This is a genomic window from Agarivorans sp. Alg241-V36 (assembly GCF_900537085.1).
Lineage (GTDB): Bacteria > Pseudomonadota > Gammaproteobacteria > Enterobacterales > Celerinatantimonadaceae > Agarivorans.
The window spans coordinates 417,960-442,350 of sequence record NZ_UNRE01000003.1; the positions used below are offsets into that span (position 1 = coordinate 417,960).

Genomic DNA, 24,391 nt, shown 5'->3' on the forward strand with positions numbered 1-24,391 from the left:
CAGTTGTGCTTAAGGTAAATCCTTATTTTACCAAGGCGAGACCTGCTCGCCTTGGCTTAAGCCTCACGCGTTTATTCCGTTGCTGATTCTGTTTTCAAATTTTTATTTGGTTTTCTAGCTGCTTGTACTAACAAGATCCCAGCTACCAACACTATGGTTCCGCACAGAACAAACAGTGCTCGACCTGATATATCGTTTGGAATCATTGCCATGGCGATGATGCCGAAACCTGCAACGCTAATTAGGTTACCCAGCATAGAACGCTGTTTAGTATCTAAGTTATGTTGCTCTTCAGTATTGGCATGCACTGGTGTATTCCAATCTCGGAACAACTCAGCCACTTCCGCTTCACGCTCTGGTGTACGACCCTTGAAGAACAAGGTAGAGCCAACAAAGAAGCCACCAGTTAGTACCACGTGAGCTGCCAGGCTAAGACCTACTTTCAAGTCAGCCCATTCGCGACCTGTAAGCGCATGCTCTAAACCAAACCAGTTTTGAATGTCGTCTGCGGTTAAGGCGATACCAAATACATAAGACACCACACCACCCACGACTAAGGTTCCCCAACCGGCCCAATCAGGCGTATTGCGGATCCACATACCCAATAACACTGGAATTAGCATTGGGAAGCCAATTAGGGCGCCAATGTTTAGTACAATGTCGAATAGGCTTAAATGACGTAGCGAGTTAATAAATAGGCCAATCGAAATAATCACTAAGCCCATAAATATCGTGGCTGCTTTACTGGCAACAATAAGCTCTTTTTCGCTAGCTGCTTCTTTACGAACAATTGGCGAGTAGAAGTTGCGAATAAAGATACCGGCGTTACGGTTAAGGCCAGAGTCCATAGAACTCATGGTCGCAGCGAACATCGCTGACATTAACAGACCCACCATACCTGCTGGCATAACGTTTTGAACAAAGGCTAAGTAAGCTGCATCGCTGCCACCAACTGTGCTGTAAGCTTCAGCAAAGTCAGGCATAAAGGCATTTACGTACCAAGGTGGTAAGAACCAAATAAGCGGACCAACAATCATCAATACACAGGCTAAACCAGCCGCTTTTCGTGCATTGTCACTGTCTTTTGCACAAAGGTAACGGTATGCGTTAATGCTGTTGTTCATTACCCCGAATTGCTTCACGAAGATGAATACAATCCACAGTAAGAAAATGCTCACATAGTTAAGGTTACTGCCCATCACAAAATCGCCATGGAAGTTACCAATAATGTTAGTTAAGCCTCCACCATGGAAGTAAGCGGCAATGGCACAGGTAATAGTTACCGCCATAATCACTAGCATTTGCATAAAGTCAGATGCTACTACCGCCCAAGAGCCACCCGTTACCGCCATTATTACCAGTACAACACCGGTGAAAATGATGGTGGTTTCCATCGGAATATTGAATACGGCGGCAACAAAAATAGCCAAACCGTTTAACCATACACCGGCAGAAATTAAGCTATCGGGCATGCCTAACCAAGTAAAGAACTGCTCTGATGTACGGCCGAAACGTTTTTTAATCGCTTCAATGGCTGTCACTACGCGAAGTTGTCGAAACTTCGGAGCAAAATAGATGTAATTCATAAAGTAGCCAAACGCGTTGGCCAAGAACAAGATAACGATGGCGAAACCGTCGCTAAATGCTTTCCCTGCTGCTCCAGTAAAGGTCCATGCTGAAAATTGAGTCATAAATGCTGTCGCACCTACCATCCACCACAGCATTTTACCGCCGCCTCTAAAGTAGTCACTGGTGGAAGATGTAAAGGTACGAAACATCCAACCTATCGCAATTAAAAATACGAAGTAGGCCAGTACAACAACGATATCAATACTCATAGCCGCCTCTGAAGGTCAAAAGTTAAGTGTGTGAAATTTAAATCCCGTTTAGTGTAAAACAATTAAATTATATTGTAATACAAAATAACCTTATGTGTGATGGAGATCCAATTATTTTTTGCTTAGTTTGTTTTGATTATTATTCGGCCAGGAAACGCAGCGCATTGCCAGACTTAATCCGCTACTCAGCTTGGTCGACGAGCAATTTAAAAGCAAAAATATATAATGTGAGTAAGTTCACTGTTTTACCTGATTAAGCTGAATTCAATCCCTATTTGTATTACTTTATAGCAATAAATTGTTCTAATGAGATTTCAAATGCTTGCGAAATTAAATGCCGTGTTACTCAATCAGCAGGAAATTGCTGAAATCAGCCAGCAGCTTAATAGTGATAGCTTGATGGGTTTAAGTTTAGACAAAATGATTAGCGATACTCAAGCTTATATGGCTAAGCCCATTGAAGTGCCTGGTCATGGTGAAGCGGGTGGCTACGAGCACAACCGTCACAAGCAGAACTATCAATATATTAACCAAGCTGGCCGCCTGTTCTTAATCACTGGCGACGAGCAATACGCGCAATACACTGCAGATATATTAAGTGAGTATGCCGATAAGTACTTGGGCTTTGGTTTCCATATTCAGCGCAACACTAACCCACCGGGTCGCCTGTTCCACCAAATCCTCAATGAGCATGTTTGGCTGTTGTACGCCAGCTTAGGCTATAGCTGCATCAAACACTGGTTAAGCGAAGAACAAGTGAAGCATATCGAAGGTCAATTATTCCAACCTATGCTAGATATGTTTACCGACAAATATGGCTTCGACTTTGACCGGATCCACAACCATGGTTTGTGGGCGGTAGCAGCCGTAGGTATTTGTGGCCTTGCCATAGGCAAACCAGAATATGTAGACATGTCGGTACATGGGATAAAAGGCGATGACGTAACTGGTGGCTTCTTAGCCCAAATTAGCCAATTGTTCGCGCCTTCAGGCTACTACATGGAAGGACCTTACTACCATCGCTATGCGATTCGCCCTTTGTGTTTGTTTGCTGAAGTATTACATCGCCATCGCCCAGAGCTAGACATTTTTAATTACAAAGGCCAAGTAATTGGTAAAACCATTAAAGCTTTGTTAGCGACCGCCTACCCTAACGGCGTATTCCCTGCATTAAACGATGCGTCATTAAGCATGGATATCAAAGATCAGGGCGTAGTAGTAGCAGTAAGCTTGGCTTACAAGCATTACGGCCACGACGATAAACTGCTTGGCATGGCTAAAATACAGCAGCAAGTTTGGTTACATGGATGTGGTAGCGCACTATCAAAGGCTTATCAACAATCAACTACCACTGCCCTTCCTCACTGGCCAAGCGTTGAGTTAAACGAAGGTCCTAAAGGTGACCGCGGTGCCCAAGGCTTTGTGCGCATGCAAAGCAAAGATGGTGACGTTAGCCAACTGGTGATGAACTATGGCCAACACGGCATGGGCCATGGTCACTTCGACACCTTAGGCATTAGCTTCTTCAACCGAGGACAAGAGGTACTAAAAGAGTACGGCTTTGGTCGCTGGGTAAATATAGAACCTAAGTTTGGTGGTCGCTATTTAGATGAAAACAAGTCTTACGCACGCCAAACCGTTGCTCATAACGCGGTGGCAGTAGACCAATCTTGTCAAAACAACTTTGATGTAGCACTGGCTGATAGCAAACACGGTATCCCCCACTTCTTTGAAGACCAAAATCCAAACCTGCAAGCGGTAAGTGCCTTTGCCGATAATTTTTACCCGGGTGTAGACCAACAGCGTAGCTTGGTGTTGATTAATGATGACGCATTAGACGCACCACTATTATTGGATGTATTCCGCTTAAGCAGTGACACCGAACATAGTTACGATTACGCCCTGCAATACCAAGGGCAAATTGTACGGTGCACCAGTAACTATCAAATGCACCAAGAGCTCGCGCCAATGGGTAACAACTTTGGTTACCAACATTTGTGGAACGAAGCACAAGGCAAAGCCTCTGAGAACAACTTAGTAAGTTGGCTACAAGGCAATAGTTACTATTCTTGGATTAGCGCCAGTGAAACAAGCGACGAGCTATTCTTCACTCGCGTTGGCGCCAATGACCCAGAGTTTAACTTGCGCAGTGAAACCAGCTTTATCTTACGTCGCCAAGCAAAATCAACGGTGTTTGCTAACGTATTAGAAACCCATGGTTACTTTAATGAAGCCATCGAAGCCAGTACCAATGCACGTGGCAAAGTAAGCCAAGTAAGCGTGCTAGTAAGCAACGACATCGGCAGCGTAGTGCAAATAATCGGTGACGGCATCAACTTCACTGTAATGATTAGTAACCAACGCAATGTAAGTGCTGATACCCAGCACAGTATAGAATTTAATCAACAAACTTATTGCTGGCAGGGATCTCTGGCTTTAGAAAAGAACCGAGGTTAATCATGACTTACCAACCATTATTGATAAGCTTTGAAGAAGCAAAAGAACTGGCCAAGCACTTAAATACTGATTCTCTAATGGGTCAGTCTATCGCTGCCGAAGTGGCAGCGCTTGAAGCTTACATGCCTTTAGGCATTGAGATCCCCGGCCACGGTGAAGCCGGCGGTTACGAGCATAATCGCCACAAGCAAAACTACATCCACTTGGACTTAGCCGGCCGCTTATACCTCATTACTGAAGACCAACGCTACCTAGATTACGCACGTAGCATGCTGCTTGAATACGCCAAGGTGTACCCTACTTTAGAGCTAAACACTAGCCGAGACACCAACCCACCGGGGCGCTTATTCCACCAAACATTGAATGAAAATATGTGGATGCTGTACGCCTCGTGTGCTTATTCTTGTATTCGTCATAAACTGGCAGAAGACGAACAGCAACTAATCGAAAACGATTTATTCAAATTAATGATTGAGCTGTTTGTTGATGTTTACGCCCACGACTTTGATATTGTGCACAACCACGGTTTGTGGGCGGTAGCAGGTGTTGGTATTTGTGGTTACGCCATTCAAGACCAAGCCAGTGTAGACAAAGCCTTGTATGGCCTTAAAGGTGATAGCGTGAGCGGCGGCTTTATTGCCCAGCTCACTCAGCTATTCTCGCCAGACGGTTACTACATGGAAGGCCCTTACTATCATCGCTTTTCCTTGCGTCCAATCTTCTTGTTTGCCGAAGCCATTGAGCGTCGCCAACCAGAGATTGGTATTTACCAACTCAAAGAACAAGTGATTAAAACCACTACTTATGCGGTAATGGCCACAGCCTTTCCAAATGGTGTTTTACCCGCACTTAATGATTCATCGAAATCCATGGACATTAATGACGAAGGTATCTTAATTGCCACTAGCATGTGCTTTAGCCGTTACCTCCGGGACGCAAACTTAGTAGCCATGGCTAAACACCAAGCTAAAGTTTGGGTACATGGCTCTGGAGCCAGCTTGTCGGATGCTAGCGAAAACGCAGCAAGCATTGGTGGCTTTAACTGGGGCAGCTTAGTATTAACAGATGGCGCCGAGGGCGACCGCGGTGGCGTAGCGATATTACGTCACCGAGATGCTCAGCAAGATGACAGCATGGCGCTGTTATGGTTTGGCCAACATGGCAGTGACCACAAGCTACATTCAGCATTAGACCACGGCCACTTTGATGGCTTGCACTTCAACCTATTCAATCGTGGCCAAGAAGTATTGCATGATTACGGCTTCGGTCGCTGGGTAAATATAGAGCCTAAGTTTGGTGGTCGCTATATTCCAGAAAACAAAAGCTACGCTAAGCAAACCATTGCTCACAATACAGTGGTAGTGGATTACCAAAGCCAAAACCAAGGTAATACCGCCACTGCTGAAGAAAAATGGGGCGAACACCACTTCTTTGTAAGTGGTGACAACAAGCTACAAGCAATGAGTGCATTTGTACGTAACTACTACCCAGGCGTAGACCAACAGCGCAGCGTAATCATGTTTGAAGTAGAGGGTTTTGCTAAGCCATTAGTACTGGATTTGTTCCGCCTAGTAAGTGAGCAAGAGCATAACTATGACTACACTATTCACTATTCTGGCCAGTTTATTCGCAGCGATTTTAACTACGAATGCAATGCTCGTCTTAAACCACTGGGCGAAAGCCATGGTTACCAGCACCTGTGGCACCAAGCAACGGCTGATGTAGATGGCTCAAGCTTAATTACTTGGTTACAAGGTAATAGCTATTACTCGATGGTGAGCTCTGCGGTAGCAAACAGCCAAGTGATTATGGCGCGCACCGGTGCTAACGATCCAGATTTCAACTTACGTAGCGAACCGGTTATATTGCTACGTCAGCAAGCTAAAGATCACTTGTTTGCCAACGTGTTCGAAACTCATGGCTACTTTAATGAAGCCATTGAAGCAAGTACCGAAGCACGCGGCCAAGTGGTGTCAGTTGAAGTATTGGCTCACAACAAAGTGGCGTCAGCGGTGGCAATTCATTTGGTGTCTGGCAAACAGATTACCGTGTGTATTTCTAACCAGGCAAACGTGAAACCAGAAACTCAGCATCAATTAGAAGTGAATGGAGAAATCCTGCGCTGGAGTGGCGCTGTTCACATAGCTTAAGCCTTTCGCTTTTTATAAAAGCCTCGCTATGCGGGGCTTTTTTGCATCTAAAAAGCACAACAAGATTGTTTACCCTCTTTGCTGTAACAAAATCTTCATTTATCACCACTCCCTTTGTACACAAGACTATTGGCCTTGAACAATTAATAAACAAGTAATTTAACCCAAATGGGGAATGGTGGAGAAATATCGCTTAGCTTACTCTTTCGTCATACCTAATTAGTAAGATATTTACCTTAGGTCACCATTTAACAAGGACTGTTATCAACGTATAGAGGTTAAAGGAATGACGATAGTATTAACGCTTTCTCTACTCACATTAATAATGTTGGCGCCGATTAAATTGGGTACTCAGGTACTAAAAATTGAGCGCTCAGGAATAGATGTTTGTTTTGTTGCTGTAATTGCTGCCATAGCCGCCAGTGTTTTTACCGAGTTGGTCATTGGCGAAGGTTTTTTCCCAACTTTGGTTGCAATAGTCATAACCAGCATTCTGTTTTCTTTAGTATTTAGAACAACCGCCGTTGCAGGCTTTGTTCTCGCTCTGTTATCAACGGCGATTCAATTTGCTTTTACCTTGGCTATTGTCGCTTTGGGCGTAATAGTCGCTTACAGCCTTTCCTAAGCTGAACCATATATACCTTAAAGGACGCTTTTGCGTCCTTTTTTCTATCCGCTAAACCTATACCAACAGGATTTTCTGTTGAGTTTTCTCGCTTCTTTATCTTTTCCCCGCTAACATAAAAATGTTAAATCATTGATCTAACGCTAGCTTGCTAAATAACCAAGATATTCAGGGAAGAAATGAAGAAAACAGTACTTAGTATTTTGCTGCTAACGCTATCAAGTACGAGCTTGGCAGAGCAAGACAGTGGACCTAGATTAGTTGCCTATCGTGATACCTATATCCTACTAGGAAAATACAACCCTAACCCACCCAGTTTAGGTGATTACTCTTCGGTATTAGCCACTAAAGAAGGCGAAAACGGTGGAGGTATCGATAACCTAGAAACCGAATTTCAGATAAGTGGCAAGCTCATCGTAGCTGAAAGCCTGTTAAGTAAAAGAGACTACTTTAGCATTGCCTATACTCAGCAAAGTTTTTGGCAAGTATACAACAAACCTTTCTCATCCCCTTTTCGGGATACCAATTACGAACCAGAACTCATTTACACTTGGCGGCCAGACCAATTTAGCATCGACAAAAACCGCTGGCTATTGCGCGCAGCAAGCCTTGGTTTTAGCCACCAAGCTAATGGCTCTTACGGTGAGTTTGATCGTTCATGGGAGAGAATTTACGCCCAGTTTGATACCTCCTACAACGACTGGTTAATCACCTTTAAACCTTGGATCCCGGTAGGACCCGAAGTGAACAACGGCGGTGATTTTACTGATTATTATGGCTATGGTGAACTCACCCTTGGCTACCTGTTTGGTGATGACCAATGTAACCACCGCGTCACAGCAATGGGTCGCAATAATCTGCAATCAGACAATAAAGGCGCTGTAGATTTACGTTTTTCCTATTGCATTAGCCCCGCATTTTCTCTCTACGCCAAATATTTTAATGGCTATGGTGAGTCAATGCTTGACTACAACATCCACAACCAGTCTTTCGGCCTAGGTGTTGCGCTTAATCGAATTGGCGACCGACGAGAAATGATGTCAACAAGCAGCCAATGGACCTTTGCTGGTATGAGCATGTTTAGAGATAGCTATATTCTGCCTTTCAAATACAACCCCTCGCCTGCCATTCCCGATTTAGCTGGCGGCGTTCCCGGTCAACAACCGGAAAAAATGGAAGTGGAGTTTCAGTTTAGTTTTCGTCTTACACTGCCCTTCACCCTATTTACCGACAGCGATAATTTGAGCTTTGCTTACACCCAGCAAACCTTCTGGCAACCTTACGAGCGCTCTGGTGACGCTATTCGTGAAACCAATTATGAGCCTGAATTTTTCTATCAGTGGAATAGCAGTGCAGAGCAGCGTTCAGCTTGGTCACCAGAATGGATGCGTTTTGGTTTAGTGCATGAGTCAAACGGACAAACACAAATTCGTTCGCGCTCGTGGAACCGCATTTATGGCGAATTTGGCTTTGACGCTAAGCCCGTTAGCGTAGCGATAAAACCGTGGTACCGCATCAAAGAAGATGAATCGGAAGACGATAATCCCAATATGGAAGATTACTATGGCTACGGTGAGTTAACAGCTAGTTGGCAGGTAAATGACCGACACCGCTTAAGCTTTTTGGGACGAAATAACTTTAAAAAAGACAATAAAGGCGCTTTAGATTTACGCTGGTCTTACGGCATAACTCAAGAATTAGCCTTATACCTTAAATACTTCAACGGTTATGGTGAATCCTTAATTGATTACAACAAACATAATCAAAGTTTGGGTATTGGTTTTGCCATCAATAACTAGGCAATTATTGAGCCTAGCGCTCACCCTTTGATTAACCAACCAAAAGACTGCCGCAAAAATTGGGTAGCATTTTCTTGGATAATTTCGCCATGCGACATCACCAAGGTAGTTGCTTGCCAACTGAGTATCTGCTGTAAATGCTGGCGTGCAGTTGCCTTGCCAAACATAAAGCTTAACCGCCAGTCCAAAGGCATTTTTCCGTTTGGAGCCACTATTCCGGTTAGTTTAGCCAATATTCTTTGCCACCAATTAAAGCTACTTGGGTTAAAGTTTTCAACTAAATCGGTGACGACTAAAACACCGGACATTGGGTGGTAAAAAACGCATTCCTGCATAAGTGGAGAGCCGGTAAAAAGCACTTGTTTAATCTGCTCTTGCCAAGGCCACACTTCACTAGGGTTGTTGGTTAAGGCACCATCGAAATCCAAGTCATTACGCTTAATAATTAATTGCTCGGTGCCATACAAGCGAGCACCAGGGAACTGCTGTTGCCAGGGCTCAATAAACAAATGATGCAGGTGATTTGGCGCAATCAAATACTTAACCTCTCCTAACAAGGCTATATTTTCCAGTAACTTATCGTTTAAGGCTATTGGGCTGTGGATCCAAAGCTGGCGATTATCGAGGCAAATAATGGTCATGCGGGTAGAGTAAGGCAAACCTAAAAAGGGCACACAAGGCCCCTCTACAATCCAAACATTCTCTGCAAGTTGCTGCATGTCACTCCCTTTGGCTAGGCGCTATCTCTATAGTTTGTCCATTTACAGCCAAATAAGTTCTTGAAAGTATGAAATAAACATCAAGAAATTTGCATAAAGGAATGAGACAGCAAGAGACTGATGGAGAACAGCTGAACGCTGTTAAAAAACGCAAACAGTCTCCATGTCATTCAGTGGCAGTTTTTATGGCATATACTGCCTTAACAGCATATCAGCGGTGGGCAAATTGTTTGTCGTGGTTTAGCCGAGCCGGTGTTGGCTTTTAGTCTACGTTTAGTCAGCGCTGTCTATAGATTGATTAAGCGGTTTTGGCTCTCTGATTAAAATACGGGCGGGATTACCTACTGCAACAGCGTGTTCCGGCACATCTTTAACCACAACTGCACCAGCCCCAACAGTAACGTTGTTACCGATGCTAACATCACCCAAAACAACAGCACCGGCAGAAAGCCTCACTTTATTACCGATAGTAGGAACGCCAGCATCATTACTTGCTCCCCCCTTCGCACCCACGGTTACCCCATGGTATATGGTTAGGTCATCGCCATATTGAGCTTTTTTATTTAGTACTATATTGCCAAAGTGAGGCAAAAATAGGCCTTTGCCAATTTTGGCCGCGCGAGGAATTTGCACACCTGAGACAATACGAATCACTTTATAGAGAGGAATAGAGAATAGCTTTATCAAAGGATTTTTGTGGGTAGCTAAACGGTAGAACATGACAATAATGAAGGTACTTCTTAGCAGTAACCAAAGCCAACGTTTAACTAGAGAATACCCTTCCAGTTCATGCTCAAACACATAAACTGAATAATCTTGTTTTAACTCTTCCATGCATAAGTCCATTTAACAATTAGTGAAAACTTCAAGCTCCAGCTCAAGGCACAATATACCGTAGTTACTGTTGATATGTTTAGATTCTTTAACACAAACAAAAATGCCGACAATCATATTGTCGGCATTTTAGATGAAACAGTAATCTGTGTTAAGCAGCTGTATCTGAAGGTAAACGGTGATTGCTGTTATTTAATAGCGCTAAGTTTGCTTCACGAGCTTTTTCAGCATTACCCGCCATAATGGCATCATAAATTGCTTTATGCTCATCGATACAGGTGCCACCCTCTTTTGACGAGTGGTCAATAAAGCCAATAAACATAGTGCGTAGCACGTTAGCAAAAGGTATATAAAAGCTATTTCCGGTAGATAGGAATACTAAGCGGTGAAACTCCATATCTACATCAGTCCAAGAGTTAACTTCATCTACGCCAGCTGCAACATCAGACATTTGCTGGAACACTGCCGACAAACTCATACGTTGCTCAGCACTTGCATTTCGCGCCGCTAAAGCAGCCGCTTCAGGTTCAATTGCTCTACGTAAAGCCAAAAACTCTTGGTAAGATTTTTCAGTGTTGCTTAAACCCATCATCCAATCGAGTAATTGAGAGTCTAAGAAGTTCCAGTATTCACGGTCACGTACTCGTGTGCCAATTTTAGGGCGAGACTCTAATAAGCCTTTAGAGTTAAGCAATTTAATCGCTTCACGCAATGCTGTGCGGCTAACACCGAACTGTTCACACAGGTCTAGCTCACCGGGAATAATACTGCCCTGAGGCAGGCTCCCCGACAAGATGCCGCGAGCAATCTCTCTCGCAACTTGCAAATGAAGACTGCGAGACGCCCCCTCAATTTGCATAAATTCGTTAGACATAAAATAACCTTAATTAAATATTGTGTTAGCAATAACCAATCAAAAAGATTTGTCATTGCTAACACAACTTATTATACATTTAGTATGACTAATACTACCCTATTTGTAGTAGACCAGATACAAAAAAAGCCGTCAAATGTAGGCTTGATCGCTATATTTGTAACACTTAAATACTAAAGTCTTAGCTATTTGCCGTAGAAAAAACATCAACAGCATGTCTTCAGAGACTAAAAAAGCCACACTTAATTTAAGTGTGGCTTTGTATTTTTAAGGCGCTAGAGGCAGCTATTAGATACCTAAAGCTTGTCCGCCACCGATCTGCACAGTTTCAGCAGTGATGAATGAGGCATCTTTGCTTACTAAGAAAGAAATTGTAGAAGCAACTTCTTCTGGCTGACCTAAGCGACCCAGTAGAATGCTATCTTTCCATGAAGCAAATACTTCAGGCTTAGTTTCTTTAATTTGAGCGTGGAATGGCGTATCGATTGTACCCGGAGATACGGCATTAACTCGAATACCCGCTGGCGCTAATTCTTTGGCCAAAGCGCGAGTTAAAGTATGTACAGCCCCCTTTGAAACGCCATAAATTCCTGCGCCTGGGCCACCTGCATTCCAACCAGCATTAGAGGTGAAGTTAATGATTGAAGCATTCTCGCCTTTTTTCAGGAATGGAATTGCCGCACGCGATACGAAAAATGCACTATCTAAATTAAGGGCCATTACAAAGCGGTAAAACTCAGTAGTCATTTCTTCCATTGGGCTACGACCGCCTAAGCCGCCAGCGTTGTTTACCACTACATCAATTTTGCCAAATTTTTCGCCGATCTTGCTCACATTGCTAGAAACTGCAACTTCGTCAGTCACGTCAAAGCCATAGTATTCGGCTTCAATACCCAATTCTTTTAATTGAGCGATACGCGCAGCGCCAGCTTCATCTTCGATGCCGTTCAATACAACGGTATAGCCATCTTCACCTAGGCGTTTTGCTACTTGAAAACCAATTCCACCGGTTGCTCCGGTAATTAATGCAACTTTATTAGACATATCTACACTCTCAATTAATGGTTAAGTAAAGTTAGAGAGCCAATGGCCTCTTTAGTAATACAAATAGATTACACCCTTAATATTTGTATTACAAATACAGAGATCACACTTTAGAAGTTATAGCGTAGTCCTACACGGCTTCTTAGTTCTCGTTGACTAGATTGGTTAGAAACGGAAACGTCACCAAATTCTAACCACGGCGTCCAACTGCCCATGTTGTAATGAATGGTAAAATTGTTTTCATAATTGGTTCGATCATTGTTGTAGAGATGATATTCGGAATTATCCGAATAGTAGTAGTTCCCCTCTAGGCCAAAGGTCCATTGCTGATACTTGTAACCAATATTGGCGGTATAGCGATGGCGGTATTTTTTAATATCTTCGCCGGGTTTTACGTCAAGTCGATAACGGCCACTTACTGACAGACCTTTCACTTTCTCTGGGGTGTAGGTTAATCGCAGTTGCGGTTTATAGGTAGTACCTGATTGACCAAACTCGATGGGCATGCCTGGAATGAGTGCCCACTGGTCGTTAATTTTATAGCGGTAGCCAAGGTCGATTTCAGATCCGTTTGATTGTAAGTCTTCCATGAATTTGCCCTCTTCACCTTTAAATTTAAGCTCTAAAGCCATAGAGAAATTATTTTCAAAGGTATGGGCCATCTTTACTCGGCTAGCATGCTGCTTAGTATCGCTTTTGTACTCGTGGCGAAAATCTACTGAGGTTGCTAATGCATTCACACTCAGCAAACAACCACTACTCAATAACACTGCTAGACTGTATGATTTCATGTTCTGAACTCTATATTTAGTTAAATAATTTGTATTACAATATCATTTAACTAATTTTAATATACTAAACAGCTCAAAATGTGATCAAAAACCAGAACAGACAAACAAAATGTCTATCAGATCACTATAAACAGCCATAAAAACCACACGCAACAACAATAGCGAGATAAAAATTCACACGTGATATAGAGTGAAGTTTTATATACTTCATTCCAGAGTACCAACAGCTAACGCTAAGCCTTGCGAATTACTCACAGTGTGTGAAGAAGATATTAAGCGGGTTAAAAGTGACGGAACCACAAAAAGCAAAATGCACCCTGTTGGGTGCATTTTTATTAAGTATTAATCAAAACCGGCTTTTACTACTACCATTATATTACTTATCCGCTGGTCGGCGATGTTTCCATTTATATCTAGCTAAGCAACAGAAGGTGATTGTGAAAGACCGAAGTAGCGCTGTTAATAAACCCTCACTTAAACAACAGCGAGGGTTTATTGTTTGAGCAACGTTTAGTTAACAGTAAAGCCAAATGCTGCTGCGCGTGCTGCTACTTCTTCAGCTGTTAGCGTATCTATCCAGAACGCAACATTATCAATAGCGCCTTCAAGGTTTTTCTGGTCACTATTTGCACCACCACCTATATATAGCTTATCACTTGAACTTGCATTAGGCAGGAAGTCAGTAACCTCTTGTGTCGCATCTTCAACACCATTTACATATATAGTTGCAGTTGTACCATCGTATGTTGCAACAATATGAGTCCATGTATCATCTTCAAGTGGAGTTTCTCCAATTACTGAAGTTGAACCTGAACCGTTATAGATTCTCAAGCGTGGAAGTAGAGTACCCTCGTCAATAACCAATTTGTAGCCTTGGTTACTATCAACATTCTCTATCAACTGTAAATCTTGTTGAGCATCGGAGTTAAAAGCAGCGTCAGTTGATTTGAATAGAATTTCAAAAGAAATAACACCATCAACACCAGCTAGTGGGCTCGTCGTCATATCTACATCGTTAATATAATGGTAACCAAAGTTTCCACCTACTGACTGAGTGATTTGAACAGCACTTCCGGTATCAAATGCTCCAGTAACTACCTCACGAGGGTTATCACTAGATTTGCTCATGCTTAACGAGTAATCACCAATTGCGGCATCTCCATCAACGGTAGAAAACTCCCATTGGTAGTTAGCAGCAGGTACATCTGGATCTACTGGTGGATCTACAGGCTCTTCTCCATCGGCAAACATAGATGCGCGTTCAGCAATTTGAAGTGCATCTAGAGCCTCACTCCAAGTTGCAATGTTATCTACAGTACCTTTAAAGTTTCGGTCTTTACTGTTTGCACCACCTAAGATGTAAAAATCATCTTCTGTGTTGAAGCCGTAATCAACTGAAACATCGCGAGAATTATCTAATTCACCGTTAACGTAAATTTTAATAGTTCCTGATTCACCATCATCTGCATCATACACGGCAGCTAGGTGGTACCAATTTCCAGTTTCGAAATCTGTTGCGGCGGTTACTTCAACAGTATCACCACCAGCGCCATAAAGCTTAAAGCGAATGGTTTGGTCTGCAGCTACATAGAAGTTAAAGCCTTTATCATTGTTGCTGGTTTCAGCAAATTGAACAATTTGCATGTTTTCAGTAGCAGCAGTGTTGGCATTGATTACAGCTTCTAATGAGAAAGAAGGTGACTCTTCTGTAGACAGGGTATCTGAACCGTAAGTTACACCCTCAACAATTTCTGAAGAATCATATTTCAAGTAACCGTAAGCACCTGAACCCGCATCAAACTGATCAAAAGTAATCGCCGTATTATCAACGCCACCCATACCAGCCGCAGCAATGAAGTCTACGTCTTCAGATGAAGCGTAGATGTCATTGGCTGCAGTACCAGTGTCAGACGCGAAATCTCCGTTTGAGAATTGGTATTCGTTCACCGCGTCAGGGATTTCAACTCCAGGGCCTTCTTCTTGTTCAGCAGCGTCAATAGAATCAAGCACAGTTTGGTCTGTAATCTCAGCGCCACTGTCGGTGTACTCTACAGAGTCTTTGGTATAAGTAATTGATAAAGCGCCATCAACTACTTCATAAGTACCATCAACGTCGCCATAAGTAATTTCTGTTTCTGACACGGTATAAGCTTGCTGGCTATACGTGTAGAGATCGTCGGTTTCGTTGTAAGTATAAACTTTGAGAATATCATTTTCGAAGTAGTAAACTTCTGGGTATTCTGCAGATGTAGGTGCTATTAGTGAGGTGTCGCTTGTAATATTCCAAGTCACTTCTTCAATAGCATAAGTAGGCTCAGCTGGTGGAACGTATACTTCTGGCGCTTCAAAACAGCCAAACATAAACGTTGTGCTCATAGGGATTAGCAGCAGCTTAGACGGTTTCATTTAAACCTCCTTGTAGGTATAAATAATATTATTGTAATAGTTAAAATACTAATTTTGCTAAGGTCATCCGTGGTTAAACAGTCCGAAACCTATTTAACGAATTACAACCAGATGACTTTCCTTTCCAGACTATTCGCTCTCTTAAATGATTAGCCGGCGATAAGTTCCCATTTAAACCTCCTAACTACGGTAAAAATGATCATATTGTATTAGTAATACAAAACTATAATGTGGCAAAAGATTGTGATTGTAAAGTGACCGACTTCGCACTATTTGCGATTAATCTTTTTGTCTTCACAAGTCGTAGAAATTAGATAAATGCAGATCGAAGATTGAAAGTATTGATATCGCTAGGAACGAACTTATTAGGCAGATCATCGAGCAAAATAACTGTCTAATTACTTAATAAGTAGTGACTTTGAACAGTCTTAACATAGAGGACTGAACTCCTGCAACACGCTAGATAGCGGAGAGCTAGCGCTACAAGGAGCTGACTTAACACTAAGTGAACTTTACTTATTCTTGAATCATTACATAAGGAGAGTTCCAGATAATAATTGCTGCTTACTTACGCATTGATCATACAAATAAGCTATATCTTTAATAAAGTTGGACGGCATAACTATTATTGCTATTACTGGTTTAACGCTAACAAATTTTCTTGTGTAACGCGCTTGGCTTCACTAAATTGGCTGAAATGTAGCATAGCTTAAGTAAAACAAGATCAAAATCACAGACAGCTGTTTAAAAAACAGGCTTTAATTGTATGACTATTTGAGCTTAAGACTTAAGTAGCATAAAGGTGCGATAGTGATTACACGCTAATTGCCCAAAATATAATAAGAAAGATATACATCGTTAAAACCTTCCTTGCTTTGTTGTCGGAACTGTTGGTTTTAACTATTAAACGCGAGAATAAGGACAACATTATGATTTTTGTAGGAATATTTCTGGCATTAGTCGCCTCTTACTTAGTAATAATCGACGTAGCAGCCATACTAAAAAACCACCATTAAGTTAACAATATGAATAAGACTAACCTTCTAGCCGACGCTGTTTGTCGGTTAGAATATTCTTAAGAATTCTTCTACACCCTTTCATTGTAAGCCTATTTCCCAACCACTCAATCAAACTAACTCTGCTAATCAAAGATTTTTTCCGACTCGCCCTAAAAATAACGCATACTTAATTCATCGTTTAGTTACTTGATATATTATGGACTTAGAAGAAATCTATCGTCGCGACCTAAACTTGCTCGTGGCCTTAAAAGTGCTTATCGAGGAAGGTAGCGTAAGTAAAGCCGCGGTACGCTTAAACCTTAGCCAATCGGCAATGAGTAGAGTATTAACCCGCCTTCGAGATTTACTCAAAGATCCCTTGTTTATTCGCCAAGGGCAAGGCTTGGTGCCAACAGAGCGAGCCATTGAACTAAATCAGGAATTACAAGGCCCCTTAGAAAATCTGCGCCAGTTACTTAGCCCCACGGTGTTTAACCCGGCTGAATGTAGCCAGCATTTCACCATAGCTACCACCGATTATGCGATGCAAACCATATTGCCCTTTGCCCTAGCAAGGATCTATCAAGAAGCGCCCAACATCTCCCTTGAATTTGCGCCGCTACAGCATGAGCAACTCGCCCAACAATTATCAGCAGACGGATGTGATATGGCGATTTGTCGCCCTACTCAGCCAGTAGCTCCTCTGACTAAAGAGAGCTTGGGTTTAGTGAGTGTGTTTTGTTTACTCGCTAAGCATCACCCATTAGCAAATAAAGAGCTCACTCTTAAAGAGTACTTGGCTTATCCACATGCAATGATAGCCATTAGTGATGGAGTAAAAAGCTTGCTGGACGAAGCATTGTCAGATCAACACAAACCTCAACTGCTACTTCGCGCTTATCACCTGGAAGCCGCTCTTGCGATTTGCGAGCAAGTACCGGTGATTATTACTGTTCCTGCTGACTTAGCCTACCTAGTCGCTGAAAAGAACCAACTTGTAGTTAAACCCCTACCATTTGAATTTAAGCCTTTTGACTACTCCTTGTTATGGCATCCTCGCTGCGAACACTCGGCAGCTCAAATTTGGCTGCGCAATGTAATTAAACAAGAATGTAGCCGTTTAATAAGCAAGCGAGTGCAAGACATGGGACTAATAGAATAAGCGCTCAGCAATCAAAAAAGAGCAATAAAAAGCCGGCCCCTAGGCCGGCTCAAGCGTCAAAAGCTATGCCTTATAACTTGATGACTACTCGACCAGTGACTTGACCATTGGTTATGGCTTCAGCGTATTCGGCAACTTGCTCTAATTCTACTTCGGTACACGCTTGTTGGTAGTAGCTGTCTGGAAGCAACTCTGCCAAACGCTGCCAAGCTTTTATGCGTTTAGCACTTGGGCAACTCACAGAGTCTATGCCTAACAAGCTAACGTTACGCAAAATAAACGGCATTACCGTTGTTGGTAAATCAAAACCGCCCGCTAAACCACATGCGGCAACGGCGCCATTGTAATCCATTTGTGCAAGCACCTTTGCCAATACCTTGCTACCCACGGTATCTACGGCACCAGCCCATACTTGTTTTTCTAAGGCGCGCGCTGGCTCTTCAAATTCACTGCGGTCGATAATTCGGCTAGCACCAAGTTCTGTGAGTAAGGTTCCATTTTGCTCTATTCGGCCGGTAACTGCGGCTACTTTGTAACCTAACTTAGCCAGTAAAGTAACTGCTACCGAGCCTACCCCGCCACTGGCACCAGTTACCAAAATTTCACCTGATTCTGGCATGATGCCAGCATCAACTAAAGCTTGTACACACAACATAGCGGTAAAGCCTGCAGTACCTACCATCATGGCTTGTTTACCACTTAAACCCTCTGGCAAAGGCACTAACCAATCAGCTTTTAAACTGGCTTTCTCTGCCATTCCGCCCCAATGCCCTTCTCCAACTCCCCACCCTGTAAGCACCACTTTGTCGCCAGCAGCGTAACGAGGGTCGTGAGATTGCTCAACAGTACCGGTTAAATCGATACCGGGTACCATGGGGAAATTTCGAACAATCTTGCCTTTACCGGTAATGGCGAGGCCATCTTTATAGTTAAGTGAGGAGTAATCAACGTTTACAATTACGTCACTCTCGGGCAAATCGGCATCATTAAGTTGGCGAATGCTAGAAGTGGTTTGTTTCTCAACTTGATCGAGAACGAGTGCCTTAAACATAGTAGTGCTCCGAGTTAGTAAGCAAAATTAACAAATAATAGTGTAGCTGCTCTAGCTCTATGTATTAAATGAATTTTTGTCATTTAATACATGTACAACACACATATTGACTAAAGTTTAGTCACCCCGACAATCAACATTGCTAGGTTAGCAGGTTTACTTGGATAAAAGAGCTATCTAATTGATCCAGCTTTTGTTTTGCTAATCGAATGCACTTACCACATGTACTGCCCAAGTGTTTTGCTTGTTTAAGCTGTTTAACCGTCTTTAAGCCTTGCGCATAACTGTTTGCCAATGCTTCATCGTTAATCTGTTCACATAAACACACCCACATAAGTTTGCTCCTGTATTAAAAAACTACAGCAACAGTAAATCAACGCAAAACAGCTAAGCAGTTACACACCGGAGCGTTAACTAGAGAGTAAAATCACAGAGGGGTAACTTTAGGTAACACATAAGCAGAAATAAGCCCTTAAGCAATTGTTTTAAAATGAGTAAACCGTAATTTACTCAACAACTGGATGCTTGCATCAGAGAATATGTCACTCAATATTTACTGAGACATCATCATGCAAAGCGCACACATTTTGGTTTGTTTATCATTGTTAGCAACTGGGCTAAGTAACAGCTTGCAGGCGCAACAATATACTGACTTGTCCAAACAGGTTTCCCCCTATAACCGTAAACCCATGCTGAGTGATGTCGATGAACTAGGTAATTACCAAGACATGAAACGTTACTTATCGGTAAATCATGGCTTGGATTATCAAATCCAAATTGCGCCGATTGCTCAAACCGATGGCAACGGCAATAACTACTTAGATAATGAAACCGACTTGATCATTACCAAGCGATTTTGGGATAACCAACAAGGTTACGGCAAGCTAGTGTTTGCTGGGGTGATGGTTAACATGCTGAATAACAGCTATACCCGCAAATTTGCTGACGATGTTGGATTAGGGCCTAGCCAACCTAACGGTGGTATGACGGGACCAGACCAAAACATCACCGCAATTAACGGCCTTTGGTGGGAACATAGCTTACTTAATCATGGACTCACCTATCGCCTAGGACACCTTTACACCACCCGACTTTGGGCTACCAACAAATACCTAAGTGATGACCGTAGCACCTTTATGGCCTCGCCATTTTCACACCAAGGTTTAAGTTGGACTAGCGGCCAACGGGCCTTAGGAGGCACATTGTCGGTACAAAACCAATGGGCTTATGCTCAGGTGGGATTTAACGATGCGAAACCTAACGGCAAAGACATCGATATTCGTAGCTTCAGCGACGGAAAATTTGTACGCCACCTCGAGCTGGGGCTAACACCAAGTTTTGATTTTGGTGAAGGCGAATACAAAATAAGCCTTGCAGACATCGACGATACAAGTAGCTCGCATACCTCGGTAAATGACCTAGAGGCTAACAGAGCGGGTCAAACTTTATCGGTGAGTATAAGCCAAGACTTTGGAAACCTAGGTGTATTTGCTCGCTATAACCGCTCTTATCAACGTTACGCAGCAAAAACCAAAGCGGTTGCTGTAGCTGGCCTAGTGGTAAATGATTTATTAGATAACCAAGATGTATTAGGCATTGGTTACGCTGAGGTAGAGCCGGTAGATAGGATCCGTAAACAACATGGCAACGAGAAATCTATCGAGATTTACTACGACATTAAGCTGACTAATCGCTTAAGCATTGCGCCTGATATTCAATACTACTTTACTAAGGCTGCCACCAAAGGCGTAAACACTGCTGGAGACACCATATTTGGCTTACGCTTACGCTATATGCTTTAAGGCTTATAAAGAAACATTGTCGGCGCAAATTATAGTGGGCTCCCATAAAACGCTGTTACACGTTGTTTGGTCTTTTAAGATGCCATGAGGAAGCCGCTGGGCGGCTTCCTTATTTATGGTCACTTCGTTTAACCCTTGTTCCGCATGGGCATAAATTTTGGTGCCGCCTTGCAGTTTCCAATAGATGCTTGAATCGTTATCACTGGCACAGATTTTTATCTCACAAAGCATCAGCTTTAGCTCATCGCCTTGATAAACTCGGCAATCAAACGCATGTCTATCACAAGCTGAATTTGCTGAGATGCTTTGAAACAGCGCGAGTATCATTACTAAAAGCTTAAACAACCAAGTCCCCTAAATACTATTAAGAAATAGTATCCCCTGAGGGCTTAATGTTCTTAAAGCTTTCTCGTGGCGCATTAGCGGTCGAAAACCTAAATACATTTTTGTCGACATCGCGATGAATGGTGATATCGATATAGGTGGTTTGGTTTGCGGCGCACACTTGATCGATGGCTAAACCTTCTGAGCGGAACTGAGTATTGGTGTAAAAAGAGAATCCTTTGTTTGGCCTAGCCATAACTTGCAGCCCAAAACAATTATCTTTAATTTGTGACATCTTTTCAGCGTCAATGTAATACACCAAGCTATGGGTAGCTTGATTCATTTGTTTGTCTACAAAAAAGCCTTCCGGTAACTGATGCGGCTTATAACCTTTGCCAGCTAACAGTAATACATCGTAGTTTTCATTATGAATATGCTCACCGGTTTGGTCTCTCACGCGCACCACCAACATGCAGTATTTACCAATGGTTTGCTTTTTACCAAGCGGTACTTTGGCTTGCTCACTTTGGCTTAATTGGCTTAGCTCAGCACTGCGTTGTTGGTAATCATTAGCACTACTAACTTGCAAACAGGCTATCACTTGGTCAACCACAATATGGTGATTAGCAGAGCTGGCTTTGTTAGCCATAATGCCCATCTTTGGTCCCGAGTGACTAAATTCACTCAATATCCCAATAGGCACTTCGGCGGGACGCCGCACTGGCTCAATCTCGCTAGGCTTTAAGCGATAAGCCTTGCCCTGAAAACCGTTCAGCTGCTCCTCAGATTGCTCAAGCGCCAAATAGCGGTAATTCATATTGGCACCCGCTACCCGCACCACTCCGTCGGAGCCAGACTCTACCAAGTAGCCGTTTAGAAAGTCGTAAAATTTGGTATCGATACCTTGGCCACTTAATACAAAGGGATAAAAGCTGTTGCCAACGTAGTCATAAGCCATACCGTTTTCGTTTAGTTGCCACTGCCCTTGGCTGCCCAAACTTAACCAATCTAATACTCTTTGCCCTGGCTCAACACCGGCAAACCAAGATTTAATTCGGCCCACTCGTTGCTTACCTAAAACCGCTAAACTAGAGCCATGGTTCGCTGGCGCAAGCATCACTAAGTGCTTCAATGGTAAAGAGGCTAAACCTGCAGCACCGTAATACTTATCAACCCATGAGCGCACCACCGGCCCACCGGTAGAATGGGTGATACAAGAGAACTCTTGAATACCGCTTTCATTACCAGGCAAATCTTGCAAAGCCTGTTGCATGGCACGCGATATGTCATCCATTGAGACTTCATCGTGAAAACTTATGTATTTGCCTAAGTAGATATGCTCTAAATCGAGCTGCAAACCAGCGCTACTGGCTTTAGCCACTAACGACTGCGGAAGCTCACCATAAGTGGAAGTATTGGTGACACTCCAGCCATGCACAAAAATCAATTTCATCGTATTACGTCCATGTAATTTAAATAACTAATTCAAAAGCTTAGTTTTTCCAGCAAACGATTGTTAACCGTAAGTTAAAAAAAAGCAATCACCCTTTTACACTTATGCATAGCCTAGGTAAGCCAATAGCAAAGTGCGATTAAATTAGCATGAAAAGAAACAATAAGGCTGTAGTAGATAGTGGACAGAATAAACAATGCACAGTTAAGGTTTAGCTTAAGGCTTACGCAGTGCAAGCACTAAGTTTTGAACTGAGGCTGGCGCTGCTTTAGTAAAGCGCTGAACGATAAACACAATCGAAAAATTTGCTAGCATTCCCAGAGCGCCTATTCCCTCAGGCGAAATCCCCCAAAGCCAGTACTCTGAATGATTAAGAGCGGGTGATACAAATTTAAAAAAGCCTACGTAAGTTAAAGTGATACACATGCCAACAAGCATCCCGCAAATAACCGCTGTACGCCCAATAGACTTAACAAATATACCCAAAACAATAGCAGGGAAAAGCGAACTAGCAGCCAAGCCAAATGCTATAGCAACGACTTCTGCGACTAAGGCCGGTGGGTTAATACCTAAATAACCAGCTGCGAAAATGGCTACAATTGCGCAGCAGCGCGCCAACTTTAGCTCCTGTTTATCACTAAGCTGTTTTTGCCAAGTTTGTTTGACTAAATCATGAGATATGGAGCTGGCGATCACAAGTAATAGCCCCGCTGCGGTAGACAGTGCCGCTGCTAAGCCCCCCGCAGCAACCAAGGCCACCACCCAATTAGGCAACTGCGCTAATTCCGGTGATGCCAACACCACTATATCTTGGTTAATGGTGACTTCATTGCGCTGATCTCCCGAGTAAAATAAGCGACCATCGCCATTTTCATCGCTCCATTCCACTAGGCCAGCTTGTTGCCAATGAACTAACCAGCTGGGCTGCTGTTCTTGCGCAATTCCGCGTAAATCCAAACCGTTGATAGACTCAATAAGATTTACTTTTGCAAAAGCTCCCACCGCTGGCGCTGCGGTGTATAACAAAGCAATAAAGGCTAGCGCATAACCGGCAGATGCCCGAGCTTCACCTACTTTAGCTACAGTAAAAAACCGCACGATTATATGCGGTAATCCAGCGGTTCCCATCATTAACGCAGCAGTGATAAACACCTGGTCACTAAGGTTTCGAGTACCGTTAGTAAACGTCGAAAAACCTAGTTCTTCGGATAAACCGTCAAGCTTATCCAGTAAGTAAATGTTTGGAGTACCGGTAATATTGCTGCCTAAGCCAAACTGTGGAAAAACCTGCCCAGTTAAGGCTATCGATGTAAAAATAGCCGGGACTAAAAAGGCAAAAACTAATACACAATATTGAGCTACCTGAGTATAGGTAATGCCTTTCATCCCTCCCCACACGGCATAAAAAAACACAATTGCCATGCCGAGCAAAATACCCAGATTAACGTTCACCTCTAAAAAACGCGCAAACACCACACCTACGCCGCGCATTTGTCCAGCAACATAAATAAACGAAATAAATACCGTACAAATTACCGCTAGCACTCTGGCCCGCTTTGAGTAATAGCGCTGGCCAAAAAAGTCGGCAACCGAATATTGGCCGAATCTATGTAAGTAAGGCACTAAACACACAGCAAGCAATACGTATCCGCCTGTCCATCCCATTAAGTAAACGGCGCCGTCGTAGCCGAGAAATGAGATAACCCCCGCCAATGAGATAAAAGAAGCTGCCGACATCCAGGTCGCTGCGGTGGCCATGCCATTGGTAAGCGGATGAATGCTGGCATTAGCAATATAGAAGTCTTGGGTATTGTTAGCTTTAGCCCAAATAGCTATCACCATATACAGCGTAAAACTAAGCGCGACGAACAAGGAAGTCCAAGTTTGAATGTCCATACCAAGCAATATTTACCCTACTGGAGCTAAGATGCTGATAATCGAAAACTGACACCAACAAATCAGACCAAAAGTTAACAATTTGTTACATGCTAACTTAGGGCGCATTTAGCCACTTGAAACTTATACTTTGGTATAGATGAGACACTCAATAGCGTCAGCATGCTT

At 43.0% G+C, this 24,391-nt stretch carries 17 protein-coding genes; 6 read left to right on the plus strand and 11 right to left on the minus strand.

What is annotated here, in order from left to right; translation table 11 throughout:
• Positions 1 to 71: 71 nt before the first annotated feature.
• Positions 72 to 1,838: a transporter gene (locus tag G6R11_RS09310; protein WP_163132803.1), complete on the minus strand. Its 1,767-nt coding sequence runs from the start codon at positions 1,836 to 1,838 to the stop codon at positions 72 to 74.
• Positions 1,839 to 2,156: 318 nt separating this feature from the next.
• Here G6R11_RS09310 and G6R11_RS09315 point away from each other — a divergent pair, with 318 nt between their 5' ends.
• The 4 genes from G6R11_RS09315 (at position 2,157) to G6R11_RS09330 (ending at position 8,869) form a co-directional block, all read left to right on the plus strand.
• Positions 2,157 to 4,295 (plus strand): heparinase II/III family protein, encoded by a 2,139-nt coding sequence (locus G6R11_RS09315; RefSeq protein WP_163132804.1) that lies wholly within the window; start codon positions 2,157 to 2,159, stop codon positions 4,293 to 4,295.
• Between the two features lie 2 nt (positions 4,296 to 4,297).
• Entirely contained in the window at positions 4,298 to 6,445 is a 2,148-nt protein-coding gene (locus tag G6R11_RS09320) for a heparinase II/III family protein (protein WP_163132805.1), read from the plus strand.
• A 286-nt stretch (positions 6,446 to 6,731) separates the two neighbouring features.
• A complete protein-coding gene (locus G6R11_RS09325; protein ID WP_163132806.1) occupies positions 6,732 to 7,070 on the plus strand; it encodes a hypothetical protein in 339 nt (112 codons plus the stop codon).
• A 179-nt stretch (positions 7,071 to 7,249) separates the two neighbouring features.
• The gene (locus G6R11_RS09330; protein WP_163132807.1) at positions 7,250 to 8,869 is read left to right on the plus strand and encodes a phospholipase A; all 1,620 of its coding nucleotides are present in this window, start codon (positions 7,250 to 7,252) and stop codon (positions 8,867 to 8,869) included.
• A 20-nt stretch (positions 8,870 to 8,889) separates the two neighbouring features.
• Here G6R11_RS09330 and G6R11_RS09335 read toward each other — a convergent pair whose 3' ends face one another.
• The 6 genes from G6R11_RS09335 to G6R11_RS09360 form a co-directional block, all read right to left on the minus strand.
• A complete protein-coding gene (locus G6R11_RS09335) occupies positions 8,890 to 9,588 on the minus strand; it encodes a DUF4336 domain-containing protein (protein WP_163132808.1) in 699 nt (232 codons plus the stop codon).
• A 273-nt stretch (positions 9,589 to 9,861) separates the two neighbouring features.
• A complete protein-coding gene (locus tag G6R11_RS09340) occupies positions 9,862 to 10,422 on the minus strand; it encodes a serine O-acetyltransferase (RefSeq protein ID WP_163132809.1) in 561 nt (186 codons plus the stop codon).
• Positions 10,423 to 10,573: 151 nt separating this feature from the next.
• Entirely contained in the window at positions 10,574 to 11,296 is a 723-nt protein-coding gene (locus G6R11_RS09345; RefSeq protein ID WP_163132810.1) for a FadR/GntR family transcriptional regulator, read from the minus strand.
• A gap of 288 nt (positions 11,297 to 11,584) precedes the next feature.
• The gene (locus G6R11_RS09350; RefSeq protein WP_163132811.1) at positions 11,585 to 12,340 is read right to left on the minus strand and encodes an SDR family NAD(P)-dependent oxidoreductase; all 756 of its coding nucleotides are present in this window, start codon (positions 12,338 to 12,340) and stop codon (positions 11,585 to 11,587) included.
• Positions 12,341 to 12,450: 110 nt separating this feature from the next.
• Positions 12,451 to 13,131, minus strand: a complete 681-nt coding sequence (locus tag G6R11_RS09355) for an oligogalacturonate-specific porin KdgM family protein (protein ID WP_163132812.1) — start codon at positions 13,129 to 13,131, stop codon at positions 12,451 to 12,453.
• Positions 13,132 to 13,641: 510 nt separating this feature from the next.
• Positions 13,642 to 15,537, minus strand: coding sequence for a LamG domain-containing protein (locus G6R11_RS09360; protein ID WP_163132813.1), 1,896 nt, complete (start codon positions 15,535 to 15,537; stop codon positions 13,642 to 13,644).
• Between the two features lie 1,215 nt (positions 15,538 to 16,752).
• Here G6R11_RS09360 and G6R11_RS09365 point away from each other — a divergent pair.
• Positions 16,753 to 17,697, plus strand: a complete 945-nt coding sequence (locus tag G6R11_RS09365; RefSeq protein ID WP_163132814.1) for a LysR family transcriptional regulator — start codon at positions 16,753 to 16,755, stop codon at positions 17,695 to 17,697.
• Between the two features lie 70 nt (positions 17,698 to 17,767).
• On the opposite strand, the gene G6R11_RS09370 is transcribed toward G6R11_RS09365, so the two are convergent.
• A complete protein-coding gene (locus G6R11_RS09370) occupies positions 17,768 to 18,748 on the minus strand; it encodes an MDR family oxidoreductase (RefSeq protein ID WP_163132815.1) in 981 nt (326 codons plus the stop codon).
• Between the two features lie 142 nt (positions 18,749 to 18,890).
• Entirely contained in the window at positions 18,891 to 19,082 is a 192-nt protein-coding gene (locus tag G6R11_RS09375; protein ID WP_163132816.1) for a bacterioferritin-associated ferredoxin, read from the minus strand.
• A 235-nt stretch (positions 19,083 to 19,317) separates the two neighbouring features.
• On the opposite strand from G6R11_RS09375, the gene G6R11_RS09380 reads away from it, so the two are divergent.
• The gene (locus G6R11_RS09380) at positions 19,318 to 20,550 is read left to right on the plus strand and encodes a carbohydrate porin (RefSeq protein WP_163132817.1); all 1,233 of its coding nucleotides are present in this window, start codon (positions 19,318 to 19,320) and stop codon (positions 20,548 to 20,550) included.
• A gap of 364 nt (positions 20,551 to 20,914) precedes the next feature.
• Here the strand turns inward: G6R11_RS09380 and G6R11_RS09385 are convergent, their stop codons facing one another.
• Together G6R11_RS09385 and G6R11_RS09390 are read right to left on the minus strand one after the other, a co-directional pair.
• Complete coding sequence (locus tag G6R11_RS09385) at positions 20,915 to 22,327, minus strand: triacylglycerol lipase (protein WP_163132818.1); 1,413 nt, start codon at positions 22,325 to 22,327, stop codon at positions 20,915 to 20,917.
• Positions 22,328 to 22,543: 216 nt separating this feature from the next.
• A complete protein-coding gene (locus G6R11_RS09390; protein WP_163132819.1) occupies positions 22,544 to 24,223 on the minus strand; it encodes a sodium:solute symporter family protein in 1,680 nt (559 codons plus the stop codon).
• Between the last annotated feature and the right edge of the window lie 168 nt (positions 24,224 to 24,391).

Bases quoted from the DNA above. Each gene is read 5' to 3' on its own strand.
- G6R11_RS09310 (WP_163132803.1), bottom strand. From the start codon at position 1,838: ATGAGTATTGATATCGTTGTTGTACTGGCCTACTTCGTATTTTTAATT.
- G6R11_RS09315 (WP_163132804.1), top strand. From the start codon at position 2,157: ATGCTTGCGAAATTAAATGCCGTGTTACTCAATCAGCAGGAAATTGCT.
- G6R11_RS09320 (WP_163132805.1), top strand. From the start codon at position 4,298: ATGACTTACCAACCATTATTGATAAGCTTTGAAGAAGCAAAAGAACTG.
- G6R11_RS09325 (WP_163132806.1), top strand. From the start codon at position 6,732: ATGACGATAGTATTAACGCTTTCTCTACTCACATTAATAATGTTGGCG.
- G6R11_RS09330 (WP_163132807.1), top strand. From the start codon at position 7,250: ATGAAGAAAACAGTACTTAGTATTTTGCTGCTAACGCTATCAAGTACG.
- G6R11_RS09335 (WP_163132808.1), bottom strand. From the start codon at position 9,588: ATGCAGCAACTTGCAGAGAATGTTTGGATTGTAGAGGGGCCTTGTGTG.
- G6R11_RS09340 (WP_163132809.1), bottom strand. From the start codon at position 10,422: ATGGAAGAGTTAAAACAAGATTATTCAGTTTATGTGTTTGAGCATGAA.
- G6R11_RS09345 (WP_163132810.1), bottom strand. From the start codon at position 11,296: ATGTCTAACGAATTTATGCAAATTGAGGGGGCGTCTCGCAGTCTTCAT.
- G6R11_RS09350 (WP_163132811.1), bottom strand. From the start codon at position 12,340: ATGTCTAATAAAGTTGCATTAATTACCGGAGCAACCGGTGGAATTGGT.
- G6R11_RS09355 (WP_163132812.1), bottom strand. From the start codon at position 13,131: ATGAAATCATACAGTCTAGCAGTGTTATTGAGTAGTGGTTGTTTGCTG.
- G6R11_RS09360 (WP_163132813.1), bottom strand. From the start codon at position 15,537: ATGAAACCGTCTAAGCTGCTGCTAATCCCTATGAGCACAACGTTTATG.
- G6R11_RS09365 (WP_163132814.1), top strand. From the start codon at position 16,753: ATGGACTTAGAAGAAATCTATCGTCGCGACCTAAACTTGCTCGTGGCC.
- G6R11_RS09370 (WP_163132815.1), bottom strand. From the start codon at position 18,748: ATGTTTAAGGCACTCGTTCTCGATCAAGTTGAGAAACAAACCACTTCT.
- G6R11_RS09375 (WP_163132816.1), bottom strand. From the start codon at position 19,082: ATGTGGGTGTGTTTATGTGAACAGATTAACGATGAAGCATTGGCAAAC.
- G6R11_RS09380 (WP_163132817.1), top strand. From the start codon at position 19,318: ATGCAAAGCGCACACATTTTGGTTTGTTTATCATTGTTAGCAACTGGG.
- G6R11_RS09385 (WP_163132818.1), bottom strand. From the start codon at position 22,327: ATGAAATTGATTTTTGTGCATGGCTGGAGTGTCACCAATACTTCCACT.
- G6R11_RS09390 (WP_163132819.1), bottom strand. From the start codon at position 24,223: ATGGACATTCAAACTTGGACTTCCTTGTTCGTCGCGCTTAGTTTTACG.